At 71.6% G+C, this 18,202-nt stretch carries 13 protein-coding genes; 5 read left to right on the top strand and 8 right to left on the bottom strand.

Going from position 1 to position 18,202, the window contains the following annotated elements; genetic code table 11:
* Positions 1–4: 4 nt before the first annotated feature.
* The 5 genes from ACFY0K_RS32755 to ACFY0K_RS32735 form a co-directional block, all read right to left on the bottom strand.
* Complete coding sequence (locus ACFY0K_RS32755) at positions 5–451, bottom strand: heat shock protein transcriptional repressor HspR (protein WP_390642851.1); 447 nt, start codon at positions 449–451, stop codon at positions 5–7.
* Between the two features lie 4 nt (positions 452–455).
* Positions 456–1,628 (bottom strand): molecular chaperone DnaJ, encoded by a 1,173-nt coding sequence (gene dnaJ, locus ACFY0K_RS32750; protein ID WP_382720439.1) that lies wholly within the window; start codon positions 1,626–1,628, stop codon positions 456–458.
* A 36-nt stretch (positions 1,629–1,664) separates the two neighbouring features.
* Positions 1,665–2,318 carry a nucleotide exchange factor GrpE gene (grpE, locus tag ACFY0K_RS32745; protein WP_093500374.1) on the bottom strand — a complete coding sequence of 218 codons (654 nt, stop codon included), beginning with the start codon at positions 2,316–2,318 and terminating at the stop codon, positions 1,665–1,667.
* The gene (dnaK, locus tag ACFY0K_RS32740) at positions 2,315–4,150 is read right to left on the bottom strand and encodes a molecular chaperone DnaK (protein WP_390642850.1); all 1,836 of its coding nucleotides are present in this window, start codon (positions 4,148–4,150) and stop codon (positions 2,315–2,317) included. Before dnaK ends, grpE begins: the two co-directional genes overlap by 4 nt.
* A gap of 94 nt (positions 4,151–4,244) precedes the next feature.
* On the bottom strand, positions 4,245–5,264 hold the full coding sequence (locus ACFY0K_RS32735; protein ID WP_390642849.1) for an MraY family glycosyltransferase: 1,020 nt from the start codon (positions 5,262–5,264) through the stop codon (positions 4,245–4,247).
* A gap of 227 nt (positions 5,265–5,491) precedes the next feature.
* Here ACFY0K_RS32735 and ACFY0K_RS32730 point away from each other — a divergent pair, with 227 nt between their 5' ends.
* From ACFY0K_RS32730 to ACFY0K_RS32720, 3 genes are all read left to right on the top strand, one after another.
* The gene (locus ACFY0K_RS32730) at positions 5,492–7,774 is read left to right on the top strand and encodes a heterodisulfide reductase-related iron-sulfur binding cluster (protein WP_390642848.1); all 2,283 of its coding nucleotides are present in this window, start codon (positions 5,492–5,494) and stop codon (positions 7,772–7,774) included.
* A 116-nt stretch (positions 7,775–7,890) separates the two neighbouring features.
* On the top strand, positions 7,891–8,031 hold the full coding sequence (locus ACFY0K_RS32725) for a hypothetical protein (protein ID WP_388721027.1): 141 nt from the start codon (positions 7,891–7,893) through the stop codon (positions 8,029–8,031).
* Positions 8,032–8,218: 187 nt separating this feature from the next.
* A complete protein-coding gene (locus ACFY0K_RS32720) occupies positions 8,219–9,451 on the top strand; it encodes a hypothetical protein (RefSeq protein ID WP_390643062.1) in 1,233 nt (410 codons plus the stop codon).
* Positions 9,452–9,464: 13 nt separating this feature from the next.
* Here the strand turns inward: ACFY0K_RS32720 and ACFY0K_RS32715 are convergent, their stop codons facing one another.
* Complete coding sequence (locus tag ACFY0K_RS32715) at positions 9,465–10,601, bottom strand: sugar ABC transporter substrate-binding protein (RefSeq protein WP_390642847.1); 1,137 nt, start codon at positions 10,599–10,601, stop codon at positions 9,465–9,467.
* A gap of 465 nt (positions 10,602–11,066) precedes the next feature.
* Here ACFY0K_RS32715 and ACFY0K_RS32710 point away from each other — a divergent pair, with 465 nt between their 5' ends.
* Positions 11,067–12,464 carry an alpha/beta hydrolase gene (locus tag ACFY0K_RS32710; RefSeq protein ID WP_390642846.1) on the top strand — a complete coding sequence of 466 codons (1,398 nt, stop codon included), beginning with the start codon at positions 11,067–11,069 and terminating at the stop codon, positions 12,462–12,464.
* Positions 12,465–12,487: 23 nt separating this feature from the next.
* Here ACFY0K_RS32710 and ACFY0K_RS32705 read toward each other — a convergent pair whose 3' ends face one another.
* Positions 12,488–14,941, bottom strand: coding sequence for a SpoIIE family protein phosphatase (locus tag ACFY0K_RS32705; RefSeq protein WP_390642845.1), 2,454 nt, complete (start codon positions 14,939–14,941; stop codon positions 12,488–12,490).
* A 245-nt stretch (positions 14,942–15,186) separates the two neighbouring features.
* Positions 15,187–16,533 carry a S8 family serine peptidase gene (locus tag ACFY0K_RS32700; RefSeq protein WP_390642844.1) on the bottom strand — a complete coding sequence of 449 codons (1,347 nt, stop codon included), beginning with the start codon at positions 16,531–16,533 and terminating at the stop codon, positions 15,187–15,189.
* A 274-nt stretch (positions 16,534–16,807) separates the two neighbouring features.
* Between ACFY0K_RS32700 and ACFY0K_RS32695 the strand changes: the two genes are divergently transcribed.
* Positions 16,808–18,181: a phosphatase PAP2 family protein gene (locus tag ACFY0K_RS32695; RefSeq protein WP_390642843.1), complete on the top strand. Its 1,374-nt coding sequence runs from the start codon at positions 16,808–16,810 to the stop codon at positions 18,179–18,181.
* Positions 18,182–18,202 lie beyond the last annotated feature (21 nt).

The following is an 18,202-nucleotide window of genomic DNA, read 5'->3' as shown; positions in this document are numbered from 1 at the left end:
ACCGCTAGTCCTTGGCCTTCTTCGGCCGCCACACCACCAGCGCGCTGGTCTGCTGGACCTCCTGGTACGGGACCAGGTCGCGGCGGTAGGAGGCGTGGACGGCGGCCTCGCGCTGCTGCATGGCGGCCGCCGCGCCGTCGACCGCCGACTGGAGTTCGGCGACGCGCTGCTGGAGCGCCATGACCTGGTTCTCCAGTTCGATGATGCGCTTGATGCCGGCCAGGTTGATGCCCTCGTCCTGGGACAGCGTCTGCACCTGGCGGAGCAGTTCGATGTCGCGGGCCGAGTAGCGTCGGCCGCGCCCGGCCGTGCGGTCGGGGGAGACCAGGCCGAGGCGGTCGTACTGGCGCAGCGTCTGCGGGTGCAGTCCGGAGAGCTGGGCCGCCACCGAGATGACGTAGACCGGGGTCTCCTCGGTCAGTTCATACGGGTTCCGTCGACGGCCGTCCATCTCGTCATGCTCCCTTCGCAGCCTCGAACAACTGGGCGCGCGGGTCCTCGCCCGCGGTCGCCTCGCGATACGCCTCCAGTGCGTCACGAGCATTCCCCGACAGGTCCTTCGGGACACTCACCTCGACGGTGACCAGGAGGTCGCCGCGGGTTCCGTCCTTGCGGACCGCGCCCTTGCCACGGGCGCGCATGGTGCGGCCGTTGGGCGTGCCCGGGGGCAGCTTCAGCGTGACCGGCGGTCCGCCCAGGGTGGGCACCCTGACCTCGCCGCCGAGCGCCGCCTCGGTGAAGGTCACCGGGACGGTCACCGTGAGGTTGTCGTCCTTGCGGCCGAACACCGGGTGGGTGTCCACGTGCACCATGACGTACAAGTCGCCCGCGGGGCCGCCGCGTTCGCCCGGTGCGCCCTTGCCGCGCAGCCGGATGCGCTGGCCGTCGGTCACCCCGGCCGGGATGCGGACCTGCATGGTCCGGGACGACTTGGCGCGCCCGCTGCCCTTGCAGTCGGGGCAGGGGTTCTCCGCGATCAGGCCGCGGCCCTTGCAGTCCGGGCAGGGGTCGGTCAGCGAGAAGCCGCCGCCGGAGCCCCGCGCCACCTGGCCGGTGCCGACGCAGGTCGGGCACACCCTGGGCGTGCCGTTCGCGTCGCCGGTGCCCGAACAGGCCTTGCAGGGGGCCTGCGAGGACATCCGCAGCGGGACCGTGGCGCCCTCGATGGCCTCCGTGAAGCTCAGCGTGACCTCGGACTCGATGTCCTGGCCGCGCCGCGGCTGGGTACGGCCGGCCGTGCCGCCGCCCCGGTTGAACAGGCCCCCCAGGACGTCACTGAAGCCGCCGCCGCCGAAGCCGCCCCCGCCCTGGGCGCCACCTCCGAAGAGGTCGCCCAGGTCGAAGTTGAAGTTGCCGCCGCCCGCGCCCGGCCCCGGGCGGAACCCGCCGTTGCCGAAGAGGGCGCGGGCCTCGTCGTACTCCTTGCGCTTCTTGGGGTCGCCGAGTATGTCGTTCGCCTCGGAGATCTCCTTGAAGCGCTCCTCGGCCCTGGCGTTGCCCTTGTTGGCGTCCGGGTGGAACTCGCGGGCGAGCTTCCGGTACGCCTTCTTGATCTCGGCCTCGGTGGCGTCCTTGGGGACGCCGAGGACCTTGTAGTAGTCCTTCTCGATGAAGTCCTTGGTGCTCATCCCCGACGCCCCTCCTTCCACGTGTTACCTACGACTTCAGCCCTCCTCAGGGCCGTTGTCCTTCTCGTCGGCCGCGGGGGCCTCTTCGGTCCCCTCGGCCTTCGCCGGCGTCGCCCCCGGCTGCGGTTCGGCGACCGCCACCCGCGCGGGGCGGATGGTGCGCTCGCCGATGCGATACCCGGGCTGCAGGATGGCCACGCAGGTCGTCTCGGTGACGTCCGGCGCGTAGCTGTGCATCAGCGCCTCGTGGATCGTCGGGTCGAAGGGCTCGCCCTCCTTGCCGAACTGCTGCAGGCCCATCTTCGCCGCGACCGTCTCGAGCGACTCGGCCACCGACTTGAAACCGCCGACCAGTTCGCCGTGTTCCCGGGCGCGGCCGATGTCGTCGAGCACGGGCAGGAGTTCGGTCAGGAGGTTCGCGATGGCGATCTCCCGGACCGTGATCCGGTCGCGCTCCACGCGGCGGCGGTAGTTCTGGTACTCGGCCTGCAGGCGCTGGAGGTCCGCGGTGCGCTCGCCGAGCGCGGTGCGTACCTGGTCCAGTTGCGCGGTCAGGCCGGCCAACTGTGCGCTTGCGTCCCCGGCCGGGGCCGCCCCCTGTGCGGGAGCGGCCTTCGGCTCGGCGTCGTCGGGGGTGGCGCCGGAGGGGACGTCGGGCTTCTCCTCGAAGCCCGGGGTCTCCTCCGTCACGCGGCACCGTCCTTGCGCTCGTCGTCGACGATCTCGGCGTCCACCACGTCGTCGGCGGCGTCACCGGCGGGGGCACCGCCGGCCGCGGCACCCGCGGCCTGGGCGTCGGCGTACATGGCCTGGCCCAGCTTCTGGGAGACGGCGGCGACCTTCTCGGTGGCGGTGCGGATCTCGGCGGTGTCCTCGCCCTTGAGCTTCTCCTTGAGCTCCTCGACCGCGGCCTCGACCTCGGTCTTGATCTCGCCCGGGACCTTGTCCTCGTTGTCCTTGAGGAACTTCTCGGTCTGGTAGACGAGCTGCTCGCCCTGGTTGCGGGTCTCGGCGGCCTCGCGGCGGCGGTGGTCCTCCTCCGCGTACTGCTCGGCCTCCTGGCGCATCCGGTCGACCTCGTCCTTCGGCAGCGAGGAGCCGCCGGTGACGGTCATCTTCTGCTCCTTGCCCGTGCCGAGGTCCTTGGCCGTGACGTGCATGATGCCGTTGGCGTCGATGTCGAAGGAGACCTCGATCTGCGGGACACCGCGCGGGGCCGGCGGCAGACCCGTCAGCTCGAACATGCCGAGCTTCTTGTTGTACGCCGCGATCTCGCGCTCGCCCTGGTAGACCTGGATCTGCACGGAGGGCTGGTTGTCCTCGGCGGTGGTGAAGATCTCGGACCGCTTGGTCGGGATCGTCGTGTTCCGCTCGATGAGCTTGGTCATGATGCCGCCCTTGGTCTCGATACCGAGGGACAGCGGGGTCACGTCGAGGAGCAGGACGTCCTTGACCTCACCCTTGAGCACACCGGCCTGGAGCGAGGCGCCGATGGCGACGACCTCGTCCGGGTTCACACCCTTGTTGGCCTCCTTGCCGCCGGTCAGCTCCTTGACGAGCTCGGCGACGGCGGGCATGCGGGTGGAGCCGCCGACGAGAACGACGTGGTCGATCTCGCCGAGCTGGATGCCGGCGTCCTTGATGACGTTGTGGAACGGCGTCTTGCAGCGCTCCAGGAGGTCCGCGGTCAGCTGCTGGAACTGGGCGCGGGTGAGCTTCTCGTCGAGGTGCAGGGGGCCCTCGGCGGAGGCGGTGATGTAGGGCAGGTTGATCGAGGTCTCCGTGGAGGACGACAGCTCGATCTTGGCCTTCTCGGCGGCCTCGCGGAGGCGCTGCAGGGCCATCTTGTCCTTGCCGAGGTCCACGCCGTGGCCGGCCGCGAACTGCTTGACCAGGTAGTCGACGATGCGCTGGTCCCAGTCGTCACCACCGAGGTGGTTGTCGCCGTTGGTGGCCTTCACCTCGACGACGCCGTCACCGATCTCCAGGAGGGACACGTCGAAGGTGCCGCCACCGAGGTCGAAGACGAGGATCGTCTGGTCGTCCTTGTCGAGGCCGTACGCCAGCGCGGCGGCGGTGGGCTCGTTCACGATGCGCAGGACGTTCAGACCGGCGATCTCGCCGGCCTCCTTCGTCGCCTGGCGCTCGGAGTCGTTGAAGTAGGCCGGGACGGTGATGACCGCGTCGGTCACCTTCTCGCCCAGGTAGGCCTCGGCGTCCCGCTTGAGCTTCTGCAGGATGAAGGCGGAGATCTGCTGGGGGTTGAAGTCCTTCCCGTCCAGCTGGATCTTCCAGTCGGTGCCCATGTGACGCTTCACGGACCGGATCGTCCGGTCCACGTTGGTGACCGCCTGGCGCTTGGCGACCTCGCCGACCAGGACTTCGCCGTTCTTCGCGAAGGCGACGACGGACGGCGTGGTCCGGGCACCCTCGGCGTTGGTGATGACGGTGGGCTCGCCGCCTTCAAGAACGCTGACGACGGAGTTAGTCGTGCCCAGGTCGATGCCGACCGCACGTGCCATGGTGAATTCCTCCAGCTGACTTGAGTGGAACGGACTCAAGTGTGCATCAAGCCGCGCCCGGGGTCAACAGACCTGAGTCCAGCCGACTCAAGTCTTATCCGTTCCTTACACGCAAGTGGCCGCTGACCTGCGTCGATACGGCGTTCTTGGGCCCGTACACCGGAACCCGAAGGAGTAGCAGAACGATGCTGAAGGTGACGCAGGCGACGCACGTGGCGCCGGTCCGGCCGACCCAGCCGCCGTGCACGAGGACCGCGACGAGCACCCCGGCGAAGGACGCCACACCGAGGACGACGGTTGCCCGCTGCGAGGTGAGCCCGAGGCGCCGCAGCCGGTGCGCGAGATGGTCGGGCCCGCGCCGCAGCACCGGGCGCCCGGCGAGCAGCCGCGACAGCACGACGAGCAGCACGTCACCGCTCGCCACGGCGGTGAGCGCGAACAGCACGCCCGCACTGGCCGCGGGGTCGTAGCCGGACCGGGTGATCAGCGCGGCCGCGGCCAGCACGAACCCGGTGAACAGCGAGCCGGTGGCGCCGAGGGCGATCCGCGCGGGAGCCCAGTTGTGCAGCAGGAACCCGGTGAGGGCGGCCGCGAGCACGCTCAGCAGCACGGCGAGCCCGTCCATCACCTCGGCGGCGGCACAGGCCCCGACCCCGAAGGCGGTCACCACCCCGACGGTCCCGGCCAGCCCGTCCGCGTGGTCGAGCCCCTTGAAGGCGACGGCGACGAAGGCGATCCAGGCCGCCCCGAGCACCCCGCCCAGGATCCCCAACTCGCCGTACGGCACCACGCACGCGGCCGCCACCGCCGTACCGAACAGCAGGAACCGCGTCTTCAGCCGCCACACGTCGGCGACCACCCCGAGCAGCGCCACCGCTCCTCCGGCGGCCACCAGCTCCCCGACGCCGGTGCCGAGCGGGGCGACCCGGGTCCAGTCGCCGGCGAACGCGACCAGACAGGTGGCGCCGACCACGGCGAGACCGCCCAGCGCGGGCACCCGCCGGGCCCGCCGCCGGTCGAGGAGCCCGAGCCGCAGGGCACACGGGCGGATCAGCGCGGCGAGGAAGGCGGCGAGCAGGAAGGCGGTGGTGGCGGCGGCGATCCCGTAGAGCACGGGTCCAAATTAGACCTAAATGTAACAATTCTGTACGAATAACACGATCGGGTTGGGGCGTACCGCCCAGGCAGGCCTCAGCGATCCAGATCACCCCGCACCTGGCTACAGTGCGAGTAAAGATGCGGGTAGTCTCGAACCGACTGGATAAGTTACCGCTTAGTAATTTCGGGAACCCTCTCGAAGAGACCCGAAGAGACCACCCCTCGCAGGCCCGAGGAGCCCCCATGCAACTCGCCGCGATCATCGTGTCGCTGGTTCTGATCGTGGTTGGCGTGGCGTTGTTCGCCCGCGCCGTCCTGCAGATCTACAACTTCATGCGGCTCGGCCAGAACGTGCCCGCCGGCACCCGTACCGACGAGCCCGTCCAGCGGACCGTCACGGTGGTCAGGGAGTTCCTCGGCCACACCCGGATGAACCGCTGGGGCATCGTGGGCGTGGCGCACTGGTTCGTCGCGGTCGGCTTCTTCTCCCTCCTGCTGACGATCGTCAACGCCATCGGCCAGCTGTTCCAGGCCGACTGGATCCTGCCGGTCATCGGCGACTGGGCGCCGTACAACGTCTTCGTCGAGTTCATCGGCACCATGACGGTGCTCGGCATCCTCGTGCTGATCGCGATCCGCCAGCTCAGCAAGCCGAACCGGCCGGGCCGCAAGTCCCGGTTCGCGGGCTCCAACTTCGGCCAGGCGTACTTCGTCGAGACGGTCATCCTGATCGTCGGCGTCTGCATCTTCACGCTGCACGCGCTGGAGGGCGCCCAGCACCACGTGGACTCCTACGAGGCGTCGTTCTTCATCTCGTACCCGGTGGTGTCCTGGTTCCGCGGCATGGACGTCTCCACGCTGCAGAACCTCACCTACTTCTTCGCCGGCCTGAAGATCGCGACCTCCTTCATCTGGATGATCGTGGTCGCCCTCAAGACCGACATGGGCGTCGCCTGGCACCGCTTCCTCGCCTTCCCGAACATCTGGTTCAAGCGGAACGCGACGGGTGAGACCTCGCTGGGCGCGCTGCTGCCGATGACCTCGGGCGGCAAGCCGATCGACTTCACCGACCCGGGCGAGGACGACGTCTTCGGCGTCTCACAGGTGGAGCAGTTCTCCTGGAAGGGCCTCCTCGACTTCTCGACCTGCACCGAGTGCGGTCGCTGCCAGTCGCAGTGCCCGGCCTGGAACACCGGCAAGCCGCTCTCCCCGAAGCTGCTGATCATGTCCCTGCGGGACAACGCGCACGCCAAGGCGCCCTACCTGCTCGCGGGCGGCGGCAAGACCGCCGAGGGCGAGGAGAAGGGCTCCGAGGAGCAGCTGGCCGGGGTCCCCGCCGCCGCTCTCGCGGAGGCCGAGCGCCCCCTCATCGGCACCGCCGAGGAGAACGGCGTCATCGACCCGGACGTGCTGTGGTCCTGCACCACCTGCGGCGCCTGCGTCGAGCAGTGCCCGGTGGACATCGAGCACGTCGACCACATCGTCGACATGCGCCGCTACCAGGTGATGATCGAGTCCGCGTTCCCGTCCGAGGCGGGCACGATGCTCAAGAACCTGGAGAAGAAGGGCAACCCCTGGGGCCTGGCGAAGAAGCAGCGCCTGGAGTGGCTCAAGGAGGTCGACTTCGAGGTCCCGGTCGTCGGCAAGGACATCGAGGACCTCACCGAGGTCGAGTACCTGTACTGGGTCGGCTGCGCGGGCTCCCTCGAAGACCGCGCCAAGAAGACCACCAAGGCCTTCGCGGAGCTCCTGCACATCGCGGGCGTCAAGTTCGCGATCATGGGCGGCGACGAGAAGTGCACCGGCGACTCCGCCCGCCGCCTCGGCAACGAGCCCCTGTTCCAGGAGCTCGGCATGGAGAACGTGGCCGCGCTGAACACGGCGTTCGGCGAGTCCCTCAACGAGGAGGGAGAGGTGGACGAGTCGACGAAGAAGCCGAAGTCGGCCAAGAAGATCGTCGCCACCTGCCCGCACTGCCTCAACACCATCGGCAACGAGTACCCGCAGCTCGGCGGCGACTACGAGGTCATCCACCACACCCAGCTGCTCCAGCACCTGGTGGACGAGGGCAAGCTGGTCCCGGTCACCCCGGTCGAGGGCATCATCACCTACCACGACCCCTGCTACCTGGGCCGCCACAACAAGATCTACACGCCTCCGCGCGAGATCATCGCGAACGTCCCGGGTCTGCGGAACGAGGAGATGCACCGCCACAAGGAGCGCGGCTTCTGCTGCGGCGCCGGCGGTGCGCGCATGTGGATGGAGGAGCGGATCGGCAAGCGCATCAACAACGAGCGCGTCGACGAGGCCCTCTCCCTCAACCCCGACATCGTCTCCACCGCCTGCCCGTTCTGCCTCGTGATGCTGACCGACTCGGTCAACGGCAAGAAGAACGACGGCAAGGCCAAGGAGTCCATCCAGGTGGTGGACGTGGCCCAGCTGCTCCTCGACTCGGTGAAGACCCCGGTGGACCCGGCGGGCGCCGCGGAGCAGGAGAGCGAGCCGGAGCCGGAGCCGGTGAAGTAGTCCCGACGGCCGCCACGGCGCCCCGTGCCCTCGCCGGGCACGGGGCGCCGTCGCATTGCCGGGGCGGCCCACACCGGGCACCCACGCCGCGGCGACCGACTCCCACCACTCCGAGAGTGTCCCGGCTCCTGCGCGCCGACACCGTAGATCTGCGCACGGACACCGTCGAGCGGCTTCTCGCCCGCAGGCCGCTCACCTTCGCCGACCGGTGCACCGCCCACGCGGACGTGTTCCGGCAGGCTCTCGACGCCGTCTGAGCGGCCGTCGCCTCCCGTCCGTGCCGAGGCCGGCCGGGCGCGACCGTACCCCGGACGGCCCTCTCCTGCTCGCGTGCGCGCGCCGCGGCGGTTCGGCTGGCAGGAGGGCCGGATCGAGCGGGAGGTACGGGTGGCGGAGGACAGCGCGCGCGAGGACAGGGACGGGGACGGGGACCGGTCCGACGACGTGCGGGAACTGCGGGCCCGGGTCGCGGCCCTGGAGAGTGCGCGGGCCCGGCCGCCCCGGCACCACGTCAGGTCCCTGCTCGCCGTCGTCCTGATCGTCGTCGGCTGCCTGCTCGCCCCGCTCGCCGTGGTCGCCTCGTGGGCGGCCGACCAGGTGGGCGACACCGGCCGTTACGTGAGCACGGTCGCCCCGCTCGCCTCGAACGCCGACGTCCAGGACGCCGTGGCCAACCGGGCCACCGACGCCCTCATGTCCCACCTCGACCTGCCCGCCCTGCTCGCCGACGTGGCCCCCGCGGACCGGCCCCGCCTGCAGCAGGCGCTCGGCGGCAGACTCGGCGACGCGCTCGAAGGGGCCGTGCGCAGCTTCGTCCACGACAAGGCCCGCGAGGTCGCCGCGTCCGGCGCGTTCCGGACCGTCTGGACCGACGCCAACCGCAAGATCCACAGCAGCCTCGACAAGGCCCTCACAGGCAGCGGCGGCGGCGCGGTGCGGCTGACGAACGACAGCGTCACCCTCGACATCGGCCCCCTCGTCGACCAGGTCAAGCAGCGCCTCGTCGAGGCCGGGCTGACCCCCGCCGAGCACATCCCCGCCGTGCACACCGACTTCACCCTCGTCAGGTCCGACCAGGTCGGCAAGGTCAAGACCTACGTCCGGCTGCTGCAGCTCGCCGGGAACTGGCTGCCCGTGCTGGCCGTGCTGCTGGTCGCCGCCGGGGTGCTGCTCGCGGTCCGGCGGCGCCGGGCCCTGGTGGCGGGCTGCCTCGCGGTCGCCGTCACCACCGGGCTGCTCGGCATCGGGCTGCGCGTGTTCCGCGTGTTCTACCTGGACCGGCTGCCCGCCGGCGTCTCCCCGGGCGCGGCGGCCGCCGTCTACGACGCGCTGACGCACTTCCTGCGCACCGGAGTGCGCATGGTGGTGGCCCTGGCCGTCGTCGTCGCGCTGGCCGCCTGGCTCTCCGGCCCCGGCCGGTACGCCGGGCTGCTCCGGGGCCTGTGGACGTCCGGGATCGACGCGGTACGCGCCACCGCCGACCGCGCCGGACTGCGCACCGGCCCGGTCGGGCCCTTCGTCCACCGCTACCACGCCCTGATCACCTGGGTCCTGGTGGCCGTGGCGGTACTGGTCTACCTGCTGTGGTCCTTCCCCACCGGCTGGGTGGTGGTCGGCATCGCCCTGTGCCTGCTGTTCGCCCTGGCCGTGACGGAGTTCCTCGCGACGCCGGACTGACGGCGCCCGTCCGCTACGTCAGCCCGATCGCCGCGCACGCCGACCGGTACTTCGCGGTGCAGATCTGGGACACCGTGTAGACGCCGTCCGCGATCACCGTGTCCTTGATGTTGTCCTTCGTGAGCGCGACCACCGGGACGAGCGTCGCGGGGATGTCCTTGTCGGTCGGGCTGTCGACCTTGTCCTGGGCCAGCGCGTCGTACTGGATGTCGCGGCCCTGCACCTTGTACACCGCCATCTGCGCGGCGTCGGTGGCCTCGTCCAGGAACGACTTGTACACGGTCATGTACTGCTCGCCCGAGACGACCCGCTGCACCGCGTCCAGGTTCGCGTCCTGCCCGGTCACCGGGGGAATCGTGGTGGCGCCCGCGTTCTTCAGGGCGTCGATGACGGCGCCGGCCATGCCGTCGTTGGCCGAGTAGACGGCGGCGATGTTGTGCAGGCCGACGGCCCTGATCGCCTTCTTCATGTTCGCGCCGGCGGTCGCGGGCGACCACTTGTCGGTGTCGTACTCCTCGGCGATGCGGACCTTGTTCCTCAGTTCGCCGAGGGCGCCCTTCTTGAAACTCGCCGTGTTCGGGTCTGCGGGATCGCCGTTCATCATGACGACCTCGCTGGTGGCCGCCTTCTCGCCGAGCGCACCGAGGATGGCGCGGCCCTGCACCTCGCCGACGAGTTCGTTGTCGTGCGAGACGTACGCGTCGATCGGGCCCTGTGCGAGCCGGTCGTAGGCGATGACGGGGATACCGGCGGCCTTCGCCTTCCGGACGTCCGGTGCGATGGCCCTTGCGTCCACCGAGTCGACCAGGACGACGTCGACCTTCCGGCCCACCATCTGCCGGAGCTGCCGGCTCTGGATGGCCGCGCTCGACCCGGCGTTGGCGTAGTCGACGCTGCCCTTGCCGTGGGTGAGGGAGGCGACCTCCTTCTCGATGATGGGGCGGTCGAAGTTCTCGAACCGTGCGGTGTCCTTGTCGGGCAGGAGCAGCCCGACCGTGATGTCGTCGCCCTTCGTCGCGGACGCGGAGGCGCCGCTCCCGCCGACGCCGTCGACGACGCCGCACGCGGTGAGCGCGAGAGCGGACGCGGAGGCGGCCAGGGTGATCGTGAGGCGGGGCAGGGGGATCCCGCGGAGGGTGGGAACGCTCACATCAGGCGCCTTCCGAGTGGGGGGAGCGTCATGCGCAACCGATGGTGTGAAGGAAGCAAACGCGTAGCGGCCGGATACGTCAAGACGTCCGGACAACGCGGCAGTTGGGGGCGGGCCCAGAGCTCACGCCGACACGTCCGAAGGGGCACCGTTGTCCCAGGTCAGGGCCGCACGGCGGGAGTTCGGCGGGGCGGCGGGGCGGGGATCACCGAGAGTCGGGCAGCCGGACGGGCCAACGCACCCTCCCCGCCGCGGACTTCACCGAGCCTTCGCAGTTGCTACCTCACCTTCACAGTCGGCGTCCCGGCCGGACAAGGGCCGACCGGAACCTCTCCGTCAGCCAATGTTGTGCATTCTGTTGACCACAGTCGGAAAGGAGCCCTAGATTCCCCCTGCCTTCGTTCAGTGCACTGAGCACCGCTCCCCCGCCCGTCTCCCCCACCCCCCGCCCAAGGAGCCGTCGCCATGCCTGTCAGCACCCGTCCCCGGGCTTCCCGCGTCCGACTGCGCATTGCCCTCGCCGCCCTGGCCTCGCTGGCGGCCACGGCACTCACCGCCGTGCCCGCGCCCGTCGCCGAGGCGGACACGCCGGTCACCGGCAGCCTCACCGGCACCCTGTCCGACGGCGCCACCTGGATCGCTGACGTGCCGGAGCACTGGAACGGCACCCTGCTGCTGTTCAGCCACGGCTTCGGACCGCTCGTCGCCCAGGACGCCCCCACCGACGCCGTACGCACCGAACTGCTCGCCCAGGGCTACGCGCTGGCGGGATCGTCGTACGACCCCCATGGCTCGATGTGGGCCCTGGACAGTGCCGAACGCGACCAGTTCGCCACCCTCGACGCCGTCACCGCGCGGGTCGGCACGCCGCGGCGCACCCTCGCCATGGGGCAGTCCATGGGCGGACTCGTCAACGCGCAGCTGGCACGCGACGGCGCCGGCCGCATCGACGGCGCGCTCGGCCAGTGCGGCCTGGTCGCGGGCGCGACGGACCTGGACAACTACCAGCTGGACGCCGAATACGCCCTCGCCCGGCTGCTGTTGCCGGCCCAGGACGTGCAGCTCGTGGGATTCGGCACCGCCGGTGCGGCCGGCGCCACCGCGGACACGCTCGCCGCCGCCGTCACCGCCGCCCAGGCCACCCCGCAGGGCCGCGCCCGGATCGCGCTCGCCGCCGCCTTCCTCAACCTGCCCGCCTGGTCGCCCGGGAAGGACCGGCCCGCCGCGACCGACTGGGCGGGCCAGGAGGCGCAGCAGTACGACTGGTTCGCGCACGGCATCCTGGCGTTCGTCGAGGGCGGACGGTACGCCGTCGAGCAGTCGGTCGGCGGCAACAACTCCTGGAACCGGGGCGTCGACTACGCCGGCCTGCTCGCCGGTTCCGCCCACGCGCCCCAGGTCCGCGCCCTGTACGGGGCGGCCGGGCTGGACCTCGACGCCGACCTGCGGACGCTGACCGAGGGCGCCACGGTCGACGCCGATCCCGCCGCGGTCGCCACCGCGCGGCGCACGTCCTCCGCGGGCCAGGGACTCGGGGTGCCGTTGCTCGACGTCCACACCACCGCCGACAACCTGGTCCCGGTGGAGCAGGAGAACCGCTTCGCCGACCGGGTGCGCGCCTCCGGTGACGGCGCGCTGCTGCGGCAGGCGTATGTCGAACGGCAGGGCCACTGCACGTTCACCACCGCCGAGACCGTGGCCGCCCTGCATGCCCTCGAACACCGCGTGGACACCGGCCGGTGGGACGACGCGGCGACCCCGGCCGCCCTCCAGGCGTCCGCCACCGCGCTCGGCCTGGACGGGGCGGCCTACGTCCGCTACCGGCCGGCCGAGTTGACCGTCGGACGCGACGGGCGCGGCTGAGGCGGTGCCCGCCGTCTCCGCCGTCATCCGTCCGGCGCGGGGAGTTCGATCTCGGCCCAGATGGTCTTGCCGCCGACGTAGTGACGCGTCCCCCAGCGTTTTGCGAGCTGGGCGACGAGCAGCAGGCCGCGGCCGCCCTCGTCGTAGGTGCGGGCCCGGCGCAGGTGCGGGGCGGTGCCGCTGCCGTCGGAGACCTCGCAGATCAGCGCGACGCCCCTGATCAGCCGGAGCTGGACGGGCGGCTGCCCGTAGCGGATGGCGTTGGTGACGAGCTCGCTGACCACCAGCTCCGCCGTGAACGCCACCTCCGTCAGGTGCCAGGCCTCCAGGCGGGCCAGCACCTGGGTGCGGGCGTCGGCCACCCGGGCCGGGTCGGAGGGCAGGTCCCAGGTGGCGACCCGGTCGGCGTCGAGGGCCCGGGTGCGCGCGACGAGCAGGGCGACGTCGTCCTCGGGGTGCGCCGGCAGCAGTGTCCGCAGCAGTTCGTCGCACAGCTCCTCCAGCGGCCGGGCGGCGGCCCGGCCCAGGGCCCGGCGCAGCCGCGCCAGACCGCCGGCCAGGTCGTGCGCGGCGCCCTGGACCAGACCGTCGGTGTAGAGCGCGAGGAGGCTGCCCGCGGGCAGTTCCCGCTCGGCGGTCTCGAAGGGCAGCCCGCCCGCGCCCAGCGGCGGTCCCGGCGGCACGTCGAGGAAGTCCGCCGGGCCGTCCGGGCCGACGACGACAGGGGGCGGATGGCCCGCGCTGGCGGCCGTGCACCGGCGGGAGACCGGGTCGTAGACCACGTACAGGCAGGTGGCGATGAGGTCGGTGCAGGCCTCGACGTCGGGTTCGTGCTCCGCGGTGCTCTCCTCCTCGGCCGCGAGGAGGGTGACCAGGTCGTCGAGGTGGGTGAGCAGCTCGTCGGCGGGCAGGTCCACGTCGGCCAGGGTGCGCACGGCGGTCCGCAGCCGACCCATGGTGGCCGAGGCCCGCAGCCCGTGGCCCACCACGTCGCCGGCCACCAGCGCGACCCGGGCGCCGGAGAGCGGGATCAGGTCGAACCAGTCGCCGCCCGGCCCCGCCCGGGTGCGGGCCGGCAGGTAGCGGTGGGCCGCCTCGACCGCGTCCTGGGCCGAGAGCCGGCTGGGCAGCAGGCTGCGCTGCAGGGCCAGGGCGGTGCTGCGTTCGAGGGTGTAGCGGCGGGCGTTGTCCACGGCCACTGCGGCACGTGCGGCGATCTCCTCGGCCAGCAGCAGGTCGTCGTGGGTGAAGGGCTCCCCGCGCCGGTGCCGGACGAGGACCGCCACCCCGAGGGTGATGCCGCGGGCGCGCAGCGGAACGACCATGACCGAGTGGATCCCGAACCTGCGGACCACACCCGACCGCCCGGGGTCGACGAGCTCCCAGTTGCGCATCGCCTCGTCCCCGGCGTTGTGCAGCGAGGACCTGCCGGTGGCCAGGCAGCGGACGGGGGGTGCGGACGCGGGGTAGTCGTCCACCTCCCCCGGCTCGGTCAGCGCCTCGGGAACACCGGGCAGCACGGACTGCTGGGCCGCCCGCCGCAGCGGGACCCGGCCGGTCCCGGACGGTCTCGGCTCGACACCGCGGTACAGGGAGTCGAGCAGGTCGATGGTGATGAAGTCGGCGAGCCGCTCCACCGTGACGTCGGCCATCTCCTGCGCCGTGCGCATCACGTCCAGGGTGCTGCCCACCCGGGCGCTGATGTCGTTGAGCAGCGCGAGCCGCTCCCTGGCCAGGTACTGCTCGCTGACGTCCAGCGCGGAGACCTCCACGTGCCGGACCCGTCCCGCAGGGGTGAGAAGCGGGGAGACGGTGACGGACCAGACCCGCTCGGGGCCGTCCGGCCGGACCCGGCCCCGGAGGCGGAACTCCTCGGGCTCGCCCGTCGTCAGCACCCGGACCATGCCCTCCTCGACCCGGTGGCACAGGTGCGGCGGCAGGATGTCGGTGACGCGCCGGCCGAGCATGCGCTCCTCGCGCAGGCCCAGTTCGCGCACGGCACCGGCGCTGGCCCGCACGACCCGCAGCGCGGAGTCGTACACCATGAGGACCACCCGGCACTGGGCGAACGCCTCGTCGCCGGTCACCGCGTCCGGCCGCGGCGGCGCCGGTGACTCCGGCGGCGTCACCACGAGGAGCCGCTGGGCGCGGCCCGCGCCGTCGACCGACGGATACGCCCGCACCCACAGCGGCAGGGTCCGGCCGTCCCGGTGCCGGAACAGGGCCGTCCCCGGGCTCCCGGCGGGGGCCGCGAGGCCGTCCGAGGCGATCAGGCGGCTGACGGGGCTGCCGACGGCCTCCTGGACGGGGTAGCCCAACAGCCGCTCGGCGCCCGCGCTCCACCCCGTCACGACGCCCCGGTCGTCGACCACCGCCGTGGCCGGGTCCGCCGGGGCCGCCGGGTCTGCAGGGGCCGCCGGACCGGACGGATCCGGCGGTACGGCTCCGCTCCCGCCGCCCGGGGTGGCATCACGCATGCCGGTCACCGCCCGTTCTGCCGGCCCGTCCGCCACGGCCCCGGGCGAACGCCGAGCGGGCCGTGGGCCTTCGAGCCGACCGGTCTCACCGCGTCGTCCTCGCACTCTCCTCCATCGTCCTTCGCCCGCCCCGGCACGTCACCTCCGCGCCCGCCGCCCTCCCCACCCGGTCACGAGGCCGGGGCGGGAACGGGAAACGGCCCGGGTACGGGACCCGGGCCGTTTCCGTGCGGTGCGGGGCGCCGTCAGGGCTTCTGCTTGACGAGGGCCGGGACGAAGCGCAGGGCGTCCACGGTGCCGACGCCGGTGGCGAGGTCGTAGCCGTTGACGGCCTTGTAACCGGTCACGCCCTGGTAGCTGTTGTCCGTGCCGTCGTTGACGTCGACGATGCCGGTGCCCTTGGAACGGTAGGAGGAGAGGTCGTAGAGCCGCTTCTGGATGTTGCCGAGGCGGTGCCCGGCGGCCTGGTCGGCGAGGGCGACGATGCCCGCGAAGAGCGGGGTGGCCTCGCTGGTGCCGCCGCTGACGTCCCAGCCGGTGGCGGTCGGGTCGAAGCTGGAGTAGATCCAGGCGCCGCCGTTGACCGCGGCGGACATCGAGATGTCCGGGGTGCCGCGGCGGGTGCCGACCACCTTCTTCACGCCGTTCTGGAAGGACGGGCGGGTGAACACGTGGGACTGGCCGCCGCCGCCGGAGCCGTAGTCGTTGTAGACGCTGTCCGGCTTGACGCGGTTGCCCTTGTCGTCGAGGTGGAGCTGGGTGCCGCCCACCGAGGTGACCAGCGGGTCGGAGGAGGGCCAGGAGTTGACGCGCTTCTTGTAGTACGTCTTGCCGTCCGCCTGGAGGTCGGTGGCGCCGCCGTCACCGGAGGCGGCGAGCACGGTGACGTGCTTGCGGTTCGCGTCCTGGAAGGCGTAGCGCAGCTTCCTGATGCTGGAGAAGTCGCCCTTGGCGAAGCCGGGGAAGGTGTTCTCGGTGGCGCCGAAGCTCTGGCTGATGACGTCACCGACCCCGTGGTCGATCATGTACTTCTCGGCGTCCATCATCTCCGGCAGACCGGTGGTGCCCTCGGTCTCGGAGACGGCCGTCTCGACGACGACGATCTTCGCGGCGGGCGCCACCGCGTGCGCCATCTCGACGTCCAGGGTGGTCTCGCCGGCCCAGCCGGTCATGTCCGAGTTCTTGGGGTCGAAGGCGGGCACGTGCCCCCACTTGACGACCTTCACCTTGGTGCTGGGCAGCCCGAACTGCTTGCTGTAGACGTCGAGGTCGTGCTGGACGGTCGGGGAGCCGTACGAGTCGACGATGACGATGGTGCGGCCCTTGCCCGTGACGCCCTTGCGGTACAGGGCGTTCAGGTCGTACGCGGTGCGGTACTGGAGCGGGGTGTAGCAGTTGATCTGCCACTTGGCCTGGCACTGCGCGCTGGAGAGCGGGCTGCTCACACGGTGCGCCAGGGTGTGCCCGACGACGGCCGGCACCGCGAGGGTGTGCGGTGCGGCGGCGGGCGCGGCGGCCGTGAGCGCCGTGGCCGCGAGGGCGGCGACGGACGTGGCAGCGGCGACGCCCCGCCCGGTACGGGCTATCTGCATGGATCCCCCTGTGGTTCGGAGTCTCACCAAGTGATCTCGGAGTGGTCTTCGCGCATCCCACCGGAGAGGTCATGCACAGATCAAGTCTGTTGAACCGACGATGCCGAACCCTTTACCCTGCGTTATCCCGCTATTAGCCTTCCAGCCGTCGAGAGCAGGGCTGGAACCCCGGTAGCGGGCTTTCCGTCTTCCCTCGTCGAACGGGACCTCAACCCTCCCTCAATCTCTAGCAATCGGCCGGAACTTGAGACACATATCACTGAGACCCTGGGCCGTGGCGGCTGCCACGGCCCTCGCGTTCCTCGTCGCACTGGAGGCATCCGCACGCCACTACGGTCTGCCCGGTCCGCTCACCAACCAGGCCCGGGAGGTGATATGCGCCCCCAAGTCCGGGTTCCTGCTCTACGCCGGGCTGGCGTTGACCATGGTGGTGCTCACCTGGCGGCAGCGGTTCGCCGCCCTCGGCGCCGCGATGGGCATCGACCTCGGCTTCGCGGCGGTCCGGTGGGCGACCGGCACCGGGGTGACGCACGGCCAGCCGTTCGGCAACGGCGCCCTGTGGGTGCTGCTCGGCTGCGGGGTGGTCGCCGTGACCCGCCGCTCCGGCCCGGAGCGCGTCCTGCTGCTGAAGGGCGTCGGTCTCGGCCTGCTCCTGGTGACCGGCCGCAAGACCGGCGACACCTGGCTGCTCATCACCTCGAAGACCCGCCCGACGGTCCTCGACCAGTACGTGGCCACCGCCGACCAAGCCCTGGGCAACCCGTCGTGGCAGGTGGGCCGGCTCGTCACGGCCACCGGCCCGGTCGGCTTCAACCTCCTCGACATCGTCTACGGCCAGCTCGCCGTGGCCGCGGTCGCCGTCGCGCTGTACCAGCTGCGCAGTGTGGCGGCCGACCGCCGTTTCCCGCGCCACCACCTGGTCCGCACCTTCCTGCTGATAGGCCTGCTCGGACCGGCCGTCTACATGATCTTCCCGGTGGTCGGGCCGGTCTTCGCCTACGGCACGGGCGCAGACCACTGGGCGTCGGTCAGCCTCTGGCCGGAGCGGCCCCCGCACGGCGGGCACTGGCCGGTGGCCGAGCTGTGGCCCCGGACGGTGCCGCGGATCACCGCCCCGCACCCCGTGCCGTACGACGGGTTCACCCCCCGCAACTGCATGCCCAGCCTGCACACGGCCTGGGCGACCGCGATCTTCGTGCACTCCCGCAGGGGCCCCCGGGCGCTGCGCTGGGCGGGCGCGTTCTGGCTGGCCGCCACGGTCACCGCGACGCTGGGCTTCGGTTACCACTACGGCGCCGATCTCCTCGCCGGCGTGGTGTTCGCGCTCACGGTCGAGGCGGCCCTGCGCACGTTCGACCGCGACTGGGACCGCTCGGGCCTGAGGCTGGTCGCCCACGGAACGGCGGTCTTCGCCGCGCTCCTGGTCGCCTACCGCCGGCTGCCGCTGGAGATGGCCACGCACCGCTGGGTGGCAGGACCGCTGCTCGTGCTGGCGACGGCCTCCGTGGTCCTCCACTACGTCCGCACCGTCAACCGGTGGGACCCCGCGCCGACGCACCCCGAAGGGGCGCGGGGAACTGCGCGGCCGGCCACGACGGCGCCGCAGACGACCGACAGCGGATCGCCGCAATTCCAACGGAGCGCCTAGGCGGGAAAAGTGGTCACCAGC

This window comes from Streptomyces sp. NPDC001507 (genome assembly GCF_042894765.1).
Classification (GTDB): domain Bacteria; phylum Actinomycetota; class Actinomycetes; order Streptomycetales; family Streptomycetaceae; genus Streptomyces.
Note: the sequence above shows the minus strand (reverse complement) of the source record. Positions and strands in the feature narration are given on the sequence as shown.